This is a genomic window from Emticicia aquatica, assembly GCF_923079645.1.
GTDB lineage: Bacteria > Bacteroidota > Bacteroidia > Cytophagales > Spirosomataceae > Emticicia > Emticicia aquatica.
Map to the genome: position 1 here is coordinate 310,444 of NZ_CAKLPY010000002.1, position 15,246 is coordinate 325,689.

Here is a 15,246-nt window from a genome sequence, read left to right on the forward strand (position 1 = left end):
CGTTGAGGCGTGATACAAAAAGGTTGTATCACGCCTCATTGGGTATAAAACTATTCAATACTAATCCTTAAACACAAATACAATGAAAACGGGAATTCAGTTTTTGATTATTCTTTTGCTTTCATTTTCGGCATTTTCCCAAAATACAAGCTGGGAAATTAGCGGAAAAGTTGCCGAAAAAAGTAAAATCCCCGTTCCATTTGCCAATGTTTATGTCAATAACACAAGTATTGGCACAACAACTAACCAAAATGGTTTTTTTTCGCTAAAAATTCCTGCACGCTTTCAAAAAATAGATTTAATTATTTCATTCGTTGGTTATGAAACGCTCAAGAAAACGCTTATAAAATCTGATACAAAAACGCAAAATCTTTCTTTCACTTTACAAAACGGTTTAGAACTCAAAGAAGTAAAAGTAATAGCTCAACACGATAAAGAATGGAGAAAAAAATGGAAAATTTTTAATCGTGGACTTTTAGGAGAATCTGAATATTTCAAAGATTGTAAAATCTTGAATCCTGAGGTGATTGTATTGACTTACGATAAAAATAAAAAAGTTGTAGCGACCGCTCGTGAACCAATAATCATTCAAAATGATGCTTTTGGACTTAAAATAAAGTTTCAAATGGATAGATTTGAATCGGATGGTGAAAAAACATATTTTTCAGGATTAAAATATTTTGAAAAAAATAACCCAATTTCTCCAATAGATGAAAAACGTTGGGAAAAACATAAAAAGAAATCATATCGAGATTCTTTTAGAAGTTTTTTGGTCGCGTTAAAAGATAATAAACTTCAAGAAAGCGGATTTGCGGTTTTTAAAGTTCTAGCACCAAAACAAATGTATTTCGGAAGAACAACAGTTGAACAAGAAATAAAAGACGGTACTTTAAAACCTTGCGAAGCGAAAGAGATTTGTATGTTCGACCGAGAAACAGAGGAATTTATCTTCTATTCTGAGTATCCACTCATGGTTTTTGTAACAAATCGCTTCAATCCAATAAAAATATTTTATGATTATCCGTATTATTATTCAGTCGTTAATTTAGTCAATTTTCATGCTAGTTTTGGAGAAAATGGTTGGCTCTCAAAACCAAATGGCATTTTAATTAATGGTTATTGGGGACGAGAAGGATTTGCAAACATGCTTCCCGATGACTATTTCCCAGAAGATTTTCACCAACTAGATAGTACTTTAGCAGAAACAAACATAAGAACGATTGCAGCAATTGCTCCACGTGGATTCAAAACAGATTCGATACCATTAAAAGAAATCATTACTCAAGGAGTAGTTTATGATTCTAAACCTGTTTCAGAGTTAAAAGAAGAAAGGAAAGAATTTGCTATCGTTTCTAACGATATTAATGTAAAAATAAGCGAAAATGATTACAATTTAAGTGTTTTTGACTTACTTCGCCGCATTCCAGGAATGGTCGTTACAAATGTACAAGGTCAATATACAATACATTTTCGGAGTACAAATACAAATCTTGGTGGTGGAGGTGGCTCAATTACACCCGCTTTGGTTCTTGATGGAACTTTCATTGACGGCGAAGAAACTGTCATGAATATTCTCAATAGTTTGAATGTCAGAGATATTAAAGAATTGGGAGCTGTTAAGTACGGAAATAGTGCGGCATTTGGTTCTAGAGGAGCTAACGGTACGATTGTAATTACTACTAATAAGTAATAATAATGCTTTGGCTGTTATTCCTTCATCCAAAGCATTATCTAATTATTTAATCTCTTACAAAACGATATAAATAAGGAGCTTTATTAGCAGCTCCAGTCATTTTCTTTTCAATTCTTTCCAAAATACCTAAACTAAGAATTTTTCGTTGAAAATTTGACCGAACCAATTTTTCTCCCAAAATCGTTTCGTAAAGGTTTTGAATTTCATTCATTGTAAATGTTGTTGGAAGCAAATTAAAACCAACCAATTTATCATAAATCATCAAACGCAAAGTTTCAAGAGCTTTCTCAAAAATTTGGTTGTGGTCAAACATCAAATGCGGTATTTTATCCAAATCGTACCATTGGCAAGAATCCGACAAGTCATCAGGAGTTGGAATCACTTTCGAGAAATCAACTAAGGCATAATAGCCAATAGAAATAAAACGATTCAATAAAAAATGGTTTGGTTTTAAGTTAATACCACTCGCTGACATTATTTGTTGATGCGTCTCATCATTTCTTCGATTTTTACATCCAAAAACATGAAACTGCTCTAAATAAATATCTTTCAAACCCGTTCTATCTTCCAAAACTCTTTGAGCAGCATCTTCTAAATCTTCATCCAAATTAATAAATCCACCAGGTAAAGCGTAGTAATTAGTATTCTTATACTTTAAAAGTAAAATTTTTAATTGATTATTGTGGAAGCCAAATATCACACAATCAATCGAAACACTAGGAAGTAATCGGGTTTTATTTTCCCAGTAATCTTTCAGGTCAGTATTTTCAGTCATAGAACTTAGATTTATACAAAAATAAAGAAATATTTGTAATTATCAAAGAAAGACACTATTATTGTATCTATTTGATACAATAATAGTGTCTCTTGAAAAACTAGCTTTAAGTAGATTAATTGTCATACTTTTAAAATCATAGTACAAAAAATCCTTCAAATAAGCCTATTCGTCGAGAACTTTAGCTATTGTGCCGATTTATCATTTCACAATCCTCAGTTATTTGCATTTTTGTTTATTAATTATACTCAACCATAACCATGGTATCATGAAGTTTCAACTCCAATATTTCAAAAAAATGCAGCGTACAAAAAACATCCTACAATCGTTGATTTTTACTATCTCAACGTTATGTACTTTTAACAATTTTGCCCAAAAAGCTCCCGATGAAAATCGCTTCACAAAAGTGGTTTTAGGTGATAAATTAGATGAGCCAATGGAAATGACTTTGCTTAAAGATGGCAGAGTACTTTTTGTTGAACGCAAAGGTGCATTAAAACAATTCGACCCAAATACAGGAGTAATCAAAACTTTGGCAACGATTCCAGTAAACACAAAATATACCAATGCAAAAGGGGTAAAACGTGAAGCAGAAGAAGGATTAATGGGATTGGTTCATGACCCAAATTTTGAGCAAAATCACTGGATTTATATGTATTATGCAGATACAGACGTGAATCAACATGTTTTAGCACGTTGGGAATTGCGTGGAGAAGAGTTGGTGGCTAGTTCAAAGAAAATAATGTTAACCGTACCAACACAACGTGAAGAATGCTGCCACACAGGTGGAGGAATGGTCTTTGATAAAGCAGGAAATCTGTATTTGACAGTTGGAAATAATACATCAAACAGTGGTACTGTTGGTTATGCTAACCTTGACGAAAGAAAAGGATGGGAATATTGGGATGACCAACGTGGGGCAGGAAATACAAACAGTTTAACAGGGAAAATTTTAAGAATCAAGCCCACAACGGATGTTGCTGAAGCAAATGCTACATACAGCATACCAAAAGGAAATTTATACGAAACATTGCCAAATAATGGTGATGGTTTAGTAAAAAAAGAAATTTATACAATGGGACATCGTAATCCATGGAGACCAACAATTGATAGCAAAACTGGGTATTTGTATTGGGGAGAAGTTGGTCCAGATGCCTCAGTTGATTCTGAGCAAGGCCCTCGTGGATATGATGAATTTAACCAAGCACGCAAAGCAAGCAATTTTGGATGGCCGTATTTCATTGCTGATAACAAAGCCTATACTGATTGGGATTTTGAAACAGGTAAGCCTCGTCCAGACGCAAAATATGACCCAGCAAAACCAATCAATGATTCACCAAATAATACTGGCTTAAAACAGTTGCCTCCTGCACAAAAAGCTTTTATTTATTATCCTTATGGTATCTCAGAAGAGTTCCCGTTAGTTGGTAGTTCGGGTAGAAGTGCAACTGGAGGCCCTGTTTTTCGTAAATCAGATTTCCCAAATGGAAAACGTGTTTTTCCTGATTATTATGAAGGTAAATGGTTAATCGTAGAGTTTATGCGTGGATGGATTATGTCTGTAACAATGGACGAAAATGGTGATTATAAATCAATGGAGCGTTTTATGCCAAATACGGATTTTGGTAGTGCCATTGATATGGATTTTGCTCCAGATGGCGACTTATATGTACTAGAATATGGTTCAGCATGGTTTAGAGGAAACGAAAATGCAAGACTCGTTAAAGTGGAATATAATGGTGGAAATAGAATGCCAAAAGTAGTTGCAAAAGCAGATAACATGACGGGTTCTGTACCAATGAAAGTGAATCTAACTTCTAAAGGAACTGTTGACCCTGACGGCGATAAATTGAGCTATTTATGGGAAGTAAAAGGAAAAACTGGCAAAAAAGTTTTTAAAACAGAAAATGCAAGTGTATTATTTGACAAAGCAGGAATTTATGACATAACACTTACGGTGAAAGATGGCAAAGGTGAAGAAAACAGCGAGTCGTTTGAAATTAAAGTAGGAAACGAACCTCCAGCAGTGGCTTTCAACATCAAAAAAGGTAATAAAACTTTCTATTTCCCAAATAAACCAATCGATTACGAAGTAAGTGTTTCTGACAAAGAAGATGGTAATTTGGCTAATGGCAAAATTAAACCAGAACAAGTAGCTATTAGCATTGATTATATGCCAATCGGATATGATAAAATTGAAGCATCGCAAAATCACAGAGGCGTTGATGCGGTGGCATTTGCTTCAATGGGGGAACGTTTGATGAGTAAAAGTGATTGTAAATCTTGCCACATCATCGATGTAAAATCAGTAGGGCCAAGCTTAAAAGATGTTGCTAACAAATATAAAGGCGATAGTAAAGCTGTTGAATACCTTTCTAAAAAAGTTATCAATGGTGGCGGTGGTGTTTGGGGCGACCACGTAATGGCAGCTCACCCACAAATTTCGATGGCAGAAGCAAATATTATGGTAGATTATATTTTGAATATCAACGAGCCAAAAACAGCGAAATCTTTGCCAACTCAAGGAAGTTATGCAACCAAAATTCCTGAAGGACAAAAGACTAACGGAACATATATTTTACGTGCTGCATACAAAGATAAAGGAACAAAAGTAATGAAGTCTTTGGCAACTGAAGATGTAATTGTTTTGAGAAACCCGACCTTAAATCCAGAATTAGCTGATAAATCGAAAGGTACACAATTAGTAATTACGCCAGGTAGGTCATTCTCGATGGTTGGTGATAACTCATATTTAGGTTATAATAATGTTGATTTAACAGGAATTAGTGAAATCGAAATTACAGCTCAAGCACAAACACGTGTTGGTGCTTCAGGTGGTGTAATCGAACTTCACCTTGATTCACCAACAGGTTCTTTGATTGGAACAAGCGAAAAAATTGAACCAAGAGAAATGAGAATGGGACCGCCTCCAGCAGCTCCTGCAGCTCCAGCGAATGGACAAGCGGCCGCTCCTGCTCCACGACCTAATATGAATAATAAATTAAAAATTGCAGTACCGCAAAATACAGGTCAACACGATTTATATTTAGTTTTCAAAAATGCCAATGCAAAAGAAAAACAAATCGTAATGGCAGTTTCAGCAATCGAATTCAAAGCAAGCGAATAACATTAAATTGAATAATAAACCCTAGAATAAATACAGTATGGAGGATTGGGACTAAAAACCCAATTCTCCTTTTTTCTAAAATATATTTTTTGTTTAAAACACAATGGCTCTGGCATATATTTAACCTTTGTTTTACTCAGATATATTTGACTTCTCTCATTATCAATAAGTTATATTTTTTGATTTATTCTAAATCAATCACTATTCAACCTCAACACTATGAAATTCTCAAAAAACCTCATTTTTGTAATACTATTGGGTATCACAATGAGTATAAATAGTCTTGCTCAAAAGCTTCCTTCTGGGCCACAAGTTTTGACATTTCATTCGGATGTTGATGATACCGAACAGCCTTATGGCTTGTATTTGCCAAAGAATTATAATCCAAAAAAGAAATATCCATTCGTTGTAATGCTTCATGGAGCGGGATCAAACCATCGTTTGTCATTGCGAAGGGTATTTGGTAAAAGCAATGCTCAAGGTGAATCAGATGTGGAAGCAAGTCGCTATTTTCCAGAATGGAAAGACGTAGATTACATCGTAGTTTCTTCATTTGCTCGTGGCACAATAGGCTACCAAGGTGTAGTTGAAAAAGATGTGATGGACATGATTGCCGACGCAAAAAAACGATTTTCTATTGACGAAAACCGAACTTATCTGACAGGGCTTTCGATGGGAGGCGGTGGCACAATGTGGATTGGGCTGAGTCATCCAGATATTTGGGCAGCCATTGCACCTGTATGTCCTGCTCCTCCTGCTGGAACGCTCGAATTAGTACCGAATGCACTCAATTTTCCTGTTTATTTCTTTCAAGGAGACAAAGATCCAGCAGTAAATGTTGATTCAACACGTAAATGGGTAAAACGCTTGAAAGATGCTGGCACGCAAGTAGAATATACAGAATATCCAGGTGTACAACATAATAGTTGGGAAAATGCCTACAAAGACGAATTCATCTTTGATTGGTTTGCAAAATTCAAACGTAATCCTTTTCCTGAAAGAGTACGTTTCGCAACAAGTCAATACAAACATAGCAAATCATATTGGGTAAAGTTGAACGAATTTACGGTAGGAAAAACCGCTTTAATTGATGCGAAATTTACGGCAAAAAATCACATTGAAATCGTAACTTCAGAGCTTAATACTTTCAGTTTAAACCTCGAAAATCACCCAAAATTTAAATCAAAAAATCAACTAGAAGTAATAATTGATGGAAAATCAATAAATACACTAACAGGAAATACGGTTACATTTTCTAAAAAAACTGGTACTTGGACTGAAATTACTTTTTCACCCGAAGAATTGTCGAAAAAAGAAGGGGCTGAAGGCCCAATGACTGAAGCCATTGCAGACCGTCACATTTATGTTTACGGCACAGCAGGAAATCCATCATCAGAAGAATTAGCAAAACGTCGAGCAGATGCCCAAAAAGCAGCAGAATGGTCTGTTTATCGTGGTGATTTCTTGGGTAGAGTGATGGTTTTTCCAAGAACCTTGAGTGATAAAGAAGTACGTCCAAGCGATATTGAAGCATCAAATTTGATACTATTTGGAACAAAAGAAACCAATACATTAATTGGAAAATTTGCCGATAAATTACCCATTCATCTCAATTCTTCTGCAACAGATTATGGTCTTGCATACACTTTCCCTGTAGGAAATCATTATGTTTTGGTTAACTCTGGTTTACCGTGGTGGACAGTTCCTGAAATGACAAACGGCGTTCCGACTCGCCAAGGCTCACCAGCAGCCATGAATGCACTTGGAAGATTTCAAGATTTTATACTTTTCAAAGGAAGCAATACAAACATTATTTCGGGAGGAAGATTCGACAATAATTGGAAACTTCCAAATATTGAAGCAGAAAAACTAAAGAACTCTGGTGTAATTATACTAAAATAACACAGCAAAAGGAATGAAGAAAATCTTAACAATTTCATTTTTACTGATTTCAGTTCTTGTTTTTGGCCAAAAGAATATCATTAGAATTGAGAATGGAAATATTTCAGGGATTCGAGGCAAAAACCCAAATGTATTGGTTTATAAAGGCATTCCGTATGCTGCACCGCCTGTGAACGAATTGCGATGGAAAACTCCACAACCCGTCACTAATTGGGAAGGAATACGTAAATGTGAAGCCTTTTCAGCAAGTGCCATACAAAATAAACCTGTGCCGTTTATGATGTACACCGCCGAATTTCTGGCTCCACAAGAACCATTAAGCGAAGATTGTTTGTACCTCAATGTTTGGACAGCCGCCAAGTCAAGTGCCGAAAAACGTCCTGTTATTGTTTGGATTCACGGAGGAGCTTTTACAAGTGGTTCGGGTTCTGTGCCATTATATGATGGAGAAAACATGGCAAAAAAAGGAGCAATTTTTGTCACTATCAACTACCGTTTAGGCATTTTTGGTTTCCTCTCTCATCCTGACTTAACCAAAGAAAGTGAGTATAATGCTTCGGGAAACTATGCCATTCTTGATATGATTGCTGCCTTGAAATGGGTCAAAAAGAACATCGCTGCCTTCGGTGGAAATCCTCAAAATGTGACCATTGCTGGTCAATCGGCTGGAGCATTTGGGATAAATGTTTTAATGGCTTCACCTTTAGCAAAAGGACTGTTTCATAGAGTAATTGCAGAAAGTGGCGGAATTTTTGGATTAACTCGAAAAACTCCATCACTCGCTGAAGCCGAACTGGTCGGAGTAAAATTGGCCGAAAAAATGCAAGCAAATTCTATTGCAACATTGAGAATCAAACCTGCCGATGAATTATTAAAGCTCAATGGGGCGATGAATTCTCCGATTATTGATGGTTATGTTTTAACAGAACAAGTACACGAAATTTTCGAGAAAAATAAACAAAATGACGTTCCGCTACTCACAGGTTGGAATGCAGGCGATAGATTTCCACGACAAAAAGTCCTTAACGCAATAGATTTTAAAATAGATGCCGAGAAAAAATATGGTGAACTTAGCAATGATTTTCTAAAAGTTTATCCTGCCAACACAGACGAAGAAGCCAAAGAATCTCAAAATGCCATGGATGGCGATATACTCTTTAGCTGGCAAAACTATACTTGGGCGAAATTGCAATCGAGCAAAGGAAAAAATAAAGCGTTTCTTTATCATTTTAGCCACGTACCGCCACAATTTTCAGATAAACAAGATTTTGGGGCATTCCATTCTGCCGAATTTGGTTACGCTTTGCACACGCTACACAAATGGAATCGTCCATTTCAAGCATCCGATAAGATTTTAGAAGAACAAATGTCTTCATATTGGGTAAATTTTGCTAAAAATGGTAATCCAAATGCGAAAGGCCTCCCCGATTGGCAAGCATTCGATTCGACAAACCCACAAGTGATGGAATTTGGCAAAACTCCAATATATTCAAAATTACCATCAAAGGAGCAATTGGCTTTTTGGGATAAGTATTTCATGGAACAAAGCAATAAAAATAAATAATTTTAAAAATAACTACGATGCAAAACAGAAGAGATTTTCTTAGAAATTCGGGTGCTTTAGCACTTGGTGGGTTGATGTTACCTAATTTAGCAGACGCATTCTTTGATAATAAAAAAACGGCCAATTTTGGCGTTCAATTGTTTACAACAATGTCAGTTATTGATAAAGACGTTGAAGGAACATTGAAGCAAATTTCAACCATTGGCTACAAAGAAATCGAATCTGCTTTTAGTATGAAAGGTGGCTACTATGGCATGAAACCTAAAGAATTTGCTAAATTAGTGATCGATTTAGGCATGTCTTGGCAAGCACACCACGTAAATGGAGCTCCATTTAATCGACCTGCTCCACGTCCAACAGCCGACGGAAGTGCAGCACCTGCACGACCAGCAATGCCACCGATGAAATCATTATTGAATGATACCCAACAAATTGTTGATGAAGCTGCTGAAGGTGGTGTAAAGTACTTGGTTTGTGCAAGCACTCCAGTAAAAACAATGGAGGAAATAAAACTTTCGCTCGAAATTCTTCAAAAAGCAGGTGAAGCAGCAAAAAAAGCTGGACTAACCTTCGTTTTCCACAACCATACTGCGGAATTTGAGCAAGTTGAAGGGCAACGTCCATTCGATATGATGACTTCACAAATCAGTGCTGATATACTAAAATTTGAGCTTGACCTTGCTTGGGCAACCAAAGCTGGTGTTGATATTCCAGCGTTATTCAAAAAACATCCAGGACGTTTCCCTCTCTTCCACGTAAAAGATTTGAACAAAGAAACACAACGCCCAGTAGAGGTAGGAACTGGCTACATTGATTTTAATCCAATATTTGCCGCAGCTAAAACGGCGGGCGTAAAACATTATTTTGTTGAGCAAGATGGAGCTCCGTCACCAGTTGAAAATTTAACAACTAGCTTCAACAATTTGAAGAAAATCATGGGATAATCCTCCATTTTGGCATTATTAAATTGATTTCAATACCGATTTTCCATCTATTCACCCTATAAAAACTATTGACATGAAATCAAACCGACGCAATTTCATTCAGAAATTAGGCTTAAGTACAGCGGGCTTAGGCCTTGGCACTACTCTTTCTTCGGAAGCAAAAGGTGTTAAACCAAAAGATAATGAAGATGAACAAGTATTATTTGTTGGGGATAATATTGCGGTTGCAAATACGCAATATGGCAAAGTAAGAGGTTATATTTTGCGTGGAATTCATACCTTTTTGGGTATTTCATACGGAGCAGATACTTCAGGTGAAAATCGTTTTATGCCTCCACAAAAACCAAAAGCTTGGACAGATATTAAACCTGCCGTTTGGTGGGGAAATTCGGCACCACAAATCATGGAAAAACGTTACGCCGACCAATATGCCTCATTTGTTGACCATTGGAATTATGACGACGTAAGTGAAGATTGTTTAAAAATTAACGTTTGGACTCCCGCACTTGATAATAAGAAAAGGCCAGTTATTGTATGGTTGCACGGTGGAGGTTTTGTTAATGGAAATGCAATTGAGCAAGATGGTTATAACGGCGAAAATCTCAGTCGTCTTGGTGATGTTGTTTTTTGTTCGCTCAATCATCGTTTAGGAGCTTTAGGATTTACAAATTTAGCGGGTGCTGCTGGTGAAAAAATGGCTGCTTCAGGAAATGTTGGAATGCTAGATATTGTAGCTGCTTTGGAATGGGTACGAGATAATATTGCTAATTTCGGTGGTGATGCAGGCAACGTTACAATTATGGGCCAATCGGGTGGTGGAGCAAAAGTTTGTACACTTACTGCAATGCCATCGGCTAAAGGATTATTCCATAAAGTCGTAGCACTGAGTGGTTCTTCGCTTGGTGGTTTATCAAAAGAATATTCAGAAAAATTGGGTGAAGCTGTTTTGAAAGAAGCTGGATTATCTGCCAATGAAGTTGGGAAATTACAACAAATTCCGTGGCGAGAATACATTGATATTGCCAATCGTGCCGTTGCAAAAATGGCCGACGAAGCCAAAAGACTTAATCTTGTTCGTGGTGGTTTTGTGCCAGTTGCCGATGGTCGCTTCTTGGAAGAAGGTACATTTTATGCAAATAATTCGCATTTCTCGGCTGATATTCCGATGATAATCAGTACAACTTTCAATGAACAATCCCCAAGTCGAGTTGATTCTTCGCTTGAAAACATTAGTCTTTCCGAAGCAAAAGATAAATTAAAATCGCGTTTTGGTGATAAAACAAGTGCCATAGTTGATAGTTACGCAAAAGTTTTCCCTGATAAAAAACCTATCGAAATTTGGTCAATGATTGCAAGTAACAGAAAAGCTGCCATTACTACAGCTGATGCGAAAGCAAAACAAAAAGCCCCAGTTTATGTAGCTTGGTTTGGTTTCCAACCACCACTTTTTGATGGTCGAATGAGAGCTTTTCATTGTGATGATATTTGTTTTTGGTTTTATAATACTGACCTAATGTTGACACATACTGGCGGTGGTGCAAGACCAAGAAGACTTTCTGAAAAAATGGCAAAATCACTCTTAAACTTTGCACGAACTGGCAATCCAAATGGCGGAGGTTTACCAAATTGGGCAAAATATACTTCTGAAAACGGTGAAACAATGGTTTTAAATGACGAATCAATGCTCAAAAATGACCCAGACCGTGAAGCTAGAAAATCGCTTAGTTAAATAATTATATTTATAGCAGATTTATTGGCATTTTCTTGAATAAAAATGAAAGTAAATCTGCTATATTTGGTTATTATTCAACCTTACAATTACGACGTATAATGAAACGATTACTCTGGCTATTATTAATAGTCTCTTTCGCTGGGTACGCCCAACAAGGAACGCTCAAAGAAAGCTTAAAAATTAAAAGTACTACCCTCGGCAAAGATGTTGAATACAGCATTTACCTACCTGCCGACTATGACAAAACCAATCGGGCTTATCCTGTACTTTATCTACTTCACGGCTACACCGATGATGAAACTGGTTGGACACAATTTGGACAAACTCCCGAAATTGCAGACAAGGCCATTAACAGTGGTGAAGCTCCATCAATGATTATTGTGATGCCCGATGCAGGCGTTAGTTGGTACATGAATACTTTCGATGGAAAAACTAAATTTGAAGATTTCTTCATCAAAGAATTTATTCCATACATTGAATCAAACTACAGAATTAGAGCAAAAAAAGAATTTAGAGCCGTAGCTGGTCTTTCAATGGGTGGACTTGGAACATTACTTTATGCAACCAAACACCCCGAAATGTTTGTGGCAGCAGCTCCACTTAGTGCTGCCGTTTGGACTGACGAAGAAATTACATCTAACTCGACAGATAATGCTCGTTGGAATGCCGTTTTTGGTGATTTATATGGAAAAGACTTATCTGGAAAAAGCCGTTTGACAGACCATTATTACAAAAATGCTCCAATAAAAATTGTCGAAAATGCTAACAGTGATGATATAAAAAAGGTAAAATTTTATATTGATTGCGGTGACGATGACTTCTTGATAAAAGGCAATATGGCTCTTCATGCTATGATGATTGACAAAAAAATACCACACGAATTTAGAGTTCGTGATGGAAGCCATAACTGGACTTATTGGCGTACTGCTTTGCCAGAAGTTTTAAAATTTGTAGGTGACAGTTTCCGTAGATAATTTTGAATGAGCAATGATAGCATCAATCAACCACTATTTGCTAGCATTTTCTCATTTATTTATTCAACATTAATTAAAAAAACATGAATCGTAGAGAATCAATTCAAAGAGCCACGCTCCTACTCGGAGGCGTAATGGCAGCACCACTCATGGCAGGTGCAATGGGGCAAGTCCTCAACACAGGCGAAAGCCTCAAAGTAAGTACAACTCAAGAAGCCTTACTAGCTGATGTTGCAGATATTATTATCCCAACAACTGGTACACCTGGAGCAAAAGCAGCTGGTGTTGAAAAGTTTATCGTGCGTGTGATGCGAGATTGTTACGAAAAACCAGAACAAGAAAAGTTTTATGCAGGATTAGCAAAATTAGATGCCGATAGCCAAGCTAAATTTGGAAAAGGTTTTGCTGCTCTCGACCTCGCTCAAAAAAACGAAATGGTCAAACAAAGCACCATTGATAACAAAACGTTTTTTTTAACGATGAAAGGTTTGACAGTAACAGGTTATTTCACTTCCGAAATCGGTGCCACGCAGGCATTAGAATACTTGCCAATTCCTGGTAAATTTGAGGCTTGTATTCCATTAAAACCTGGTCAAAAAGCTTGGGCTTTATAATTCAGAAACGAGAGTGGAAAAAATACATTTTCCCAAATCAAGTATCTCACATCTATCATATCAAATAAAAATATGGCAAACTTAAATATAGATTTAATCAAAGAACAAACTTACGACGCCATCGTAATTGGCTCTGGAATATCAGGCGGATGGGCAGCTAAGGAATTGACTGAAAAGGGTTTACGAGTTTTAATGCTTGAAAAAGGTCGCCAACTCGAACACGTGACAGGCTACGAAAATGCTATGAAAGCTCCGTGGGAATCGCAGTACAATGGCCGATTAACGGTTGCTCAGAAAGAAAGCCACCCAAAATTATCTCGTGATTATCCGTACAACGAGATGAGCGAAAAATATTGGATGAACGATTCGGATGCTTTGTATAAAGAAGACAAACGTTTCGACTGGTTTAGACCCAATATTGTTGGTGGAAAATCAATCATGTGGGGGCGTCAATCATATCGTTTGAGTGATATTGACTTTGAAGCCAACCTCAAAGATGGCATTGCAGTTGACTGGCCTATTCGCTATAAAGATATTGCTCCGTGGTATTCTTATGTAGAAAAATTTGCTGGAATTTCTGGTGAAAAGTTAGGTTTACCGCAATTGCCAGACAGCGATTTTCTACCTCCAATGGAAATGTATTGTGTAGAAAAAGAAGTTCGTAAACGCCTTGAGAAAAATTTCCCAGGTCGTACAATGACAATTGGCCGTGTTGCCAATCTTTCAGAAGCCCGCAAAGAACAATTGGGTGTTGGTCGTGCAGCATGTCAATATCGCAATAAATGTGCGTTGGGTTGTCCTTTCGGGGCATATTTCAGTACACAATCTTGTACTTTACCGCCTGCGGCTAAAACTGGTCGTTTGACCCTTCGCCCTGATTCGGTTGCAAAAGAAATTTTATTCGATAATAAAACACAAAAAGCTACTGGAGTACGTATCATTGACACACAAACTTTGGATGTGCGTGAGTTCTATGCCAAAATCATTTTTGTATGTGGAAGTACATTAGGATCTACAACTTTGATGCTAAACTCAACTTCTGAGCGTTTTCCAAATGGTTTCGGCAATGATTCTGGACAATTAGGTCATAATTTAATGGATCACCATTTCCGCACTGGAGCTGCTGGAGAATGGGAAGGAGACTTGGACAAATATTATTCTGGTCGTCGAGCAAATGGTATTTATGTACCTCGCTACCGAAATATTGGCAGTGATAAACGTGACTATTTACGTGGTTTTGGTTATCAAGGTGGCGGTAGCCGTCAAGGATGGCAGCGAAATGTAGCCGAATTGAGTTTCGGTGCAGATTTTAAAGAAGAACTAACAAAACCTGGTAACTGGACAATGGGCTTCGGTGGTTTTGGAGAAACGCTTCCTTACTTTGAAAATCGTGTTTATTTACACAAAACCGATAAAGATAAATGGGGTCTTCCTCTTCCAGTTTTTGATGCCGAATTGAAAGAAAATGAGAAAAAAATGCGTGTCGATATGCAAAATGACGCCATTGAAATGCTCGAAAAATCTGGTGTGAAAAATGTAAAAGGTTACGACCGTGGCTCATATTTGGGTATGGCAATTCACGAAATGGGAACTGCTCGCATGGGACGTGACCCAAAAACTTCAGTATTGAACGGCAATAATCAAGTTTGGGGAGCGAAAAACGTTTTCGTAACTGATGGCTCCGCTATGGTTTCGGCTTCTTGCGTAAATCCTTCATTGACGTATATGGCACTTACCGCTCGTGCAGCCAATTTTGCGGTAAACGAATTGAAGAAAAAGAATTTATAATACCGCTTTTATTACGAAAATGCGTACCCTAAAAGTACGCATTTTCTGTTTTTGGATATTTAATAATCATTGCCTTTTTTGTAAGGCAAGCAATTTTACTTAGCTTTCGGAATCGTTCACAAAAAGTTTTGAA

General features: G+C 37.0%; 10 protein-coding genes. 9 read left to right on the forward strand and 1 reads right to left on the reverse strand.

Going from position 1 to position 15,246, the window contains the following annotated elements; genetic code table 11:
* Positions 1-82: 82 nt before the first annotated feature.
* Positions 83-1,690, forward strand: coding sequence for a TonB-dependent receptor (locus MJQ71_RS11070; RefSeq protein WP_238806679.1), 1,608 nt, complete (start codon positions 83-85; stop codon positions 1,688-1,690).
* Positions 1,691-1,739: 49 nt separating this feature from the next.
* Here the strand turns inward: MJQ71_RS11070 and MJQ71_RS11075 are convergent, their stop codons facing one another.
* A complete protein-coding gene (locus MJQ71_RS11075; protein ID WP_238806680.1) occupies positions 1,740-2,468 on the reverse strand; it encodes an NUDIX hydrolase in 729 nt (242 codons plus the stop codon).
* 268 nt (positions 2,469-2,736) lie between these two features.
* Between MJQ71_RS11075 and MJQ71_RS11080 the strand changes: the two genes are divergently transcribed.
* The 8 genes from MJQ71_RS11080 (at position 2,737) to MJQ71_RS11115 (ending at position 15,113) form a co-directional block, all read left to right on the forward strand.
* Positions 2,737-5,595 carry a PQQ-dependent sugar dehydrogenase gene (locus MJQ71_RS11080; RefSeq protein ID WP_238806681.1) on the forward strand — a complete coding sequence of 953 codons (2,859 nt, stop codon included), beginning with the start codon at positions 2,737-2,739 and terminating at the stop codon, positions 5,593-5,595.
* A 219-nt stretch (positions 5,596-5,814) separates the two neighbouring features.
* Positions 5,815-7,497, forward strand: a complete 1,683-nt coding sequence (locus MJQ71_RS11085) for a carboxylesterase family protein (RefSeq protein WP_238806682.1) — start codon at positions 5,815-5,817, stop codon at positions 7,495-7,497.
* Positions 7,498-7,510: 13 nt separating this feature from the next.
* A complete protein-coding gene (locus tag MJQ71_RS11090) occupies positions 7,511-9,061 on the forward strand; it encodes a carboxylesterase/lipase family protein (RefSeq protein WP_238806683.1) in 1,551 nt (516 codons plus the stop codon).
* 17 nt (positions 9,062-9,078) lie between these two features.
* Positions 9,079-10,005, forward strand: a complete 927-nt coding sequence (locus MJQ71_RS11095; protein WP_238806684.1) for a sugar phosphate isomerase/epimerase family protein — start codon at positions 9,079-9,081, stop codon at positions 10,003-10,005.
* 73 nt (positions 10,006-10,078) lie between these two features.
* Positions 10,079-11,734 carry a carboxylesterase/lipase family protein gene (locus MJQ71_RS11100; RefSeq protein WP_238806685.1) on the forward strand — a complete coding sequence of 552 codons (1,656 nt, stop codon included), beginning with the start codon at positions 10,079-10,081 and terminating at the stop codon, positions 11,732-11,734.
* A 101-nt stretch (positions 11,735-11,835) separates the two neighbouring features.
* Positions 11,836-12,711: an alpha/beta hydrolase gene (locus tag MJQ71_RS11105; RefSeq protein ID WP_238806686.1), complete on the forward strand. Its 876-nt coding sequence runs from the start codon at positions 11,836-11,838 to the stop codon at positions 12,709-12,711.
* Positions 12,712-12,794: 83 nt separating this feature from the next.
* Complete coding sequence (locus MJQ71_RS11110; RefSeq protein WP_238806687.1) at positions 12,795-13,325, forward strand: gluconate 2-dehydrogenase subunit 3 family protein; 531 nt, start codon at positions 12,795-12,797, stop codon at positions 13,323-13,325.
* A 72-nt stretch (positions 13,326-13,397) separates the two neighbouring features.
* On the forward strand, positions 13,398-15,113 hold the full coding sequence (locus tag MJQ71_RS11115; protein WP_238806688.1) for a GMC oxidoreductase: 1,716 nt from the start codon (positions 13,398-13,400) through the stop codon (positions 15,111-15,113).
* The last annotated feature ends 133 nt before the right edge of the window (positions 15,114-15,246 follow it).

Excerpts from the sequence above, each read along its gene's own strand:
- MJQ71_RS11070 (WP_238806679.1), top strand. The coding sequence starts at position 83 with ATGAAAACGGGAATTCAGTTTTTGATTATTCTTTTGCTTTCATTTTCG.
- MJQ71_RS11075 (WP_238806680.1), bottom strand. The coding sequence starts at position 2,468 with ATGACTGAAAATACTGACCTGAAAGATTACTGGGAAAATAAAACCCGA.
- MJQ71_RS11080 (WP_238806681.1), top strand. The coding sequence starts at position 2,737 with ATGAAGTTTCAACTCCAATATTTCAAAAAAATGCAGCGTACAAAAAAC.
- MJQ71_RS11085 (WP_238806682.1), top strand. The coding sequence starts at position 5,815 with ATGAAATTCTCAAAAAACCTCATTTTTGTAATACTATTGGGTATCACA.
- MJQ71_RS11090 (WP_238806683.1), top strand. The coding sequence starts at position 7,511 with ATGAAGAAAATCTTAACAATTTCATTTTTACTGATTTCAGTTCTTGTT.
- MJQ71_RS11095 (WP_238806684.1), top strand. The coding sequence starts at position 9,079 with ATGCAAAACAGAAGAGATTTTCTTAGAAATTCGGGTGCTTTAGCACTT.
- MJQ71_RS11100 (WP_238806685.1), top strand. The coding sequence starts at position 10,079 with ATGAAATCAAACCGACGCAATTTCATTCAGAAATTAGGCTTAAGTACA.
- MJQ71_RS11105 (WP_238806686.1), top strand. The coding sequence starts at position 11,836 with ATGAAACGATTACTCTGGCTATTATTAATAGTCTCTTTCGCTGGGTAC.
- MJQ71_RS11110 (WP_238806687.1), top strand. The coding sequence starts at position 12,795 with ATGAATCGTAGAGAATCAATTCAAAGAGCCACGCTCCTACTCGGAGGC.
- MJQ71_RS11115 (WP_238806688.1), top strand. The coding sequence starts at position 13,398 with ATGGCAAACTTAAATATAGATTTAATCAAAGAACAAACTTACGACGCC.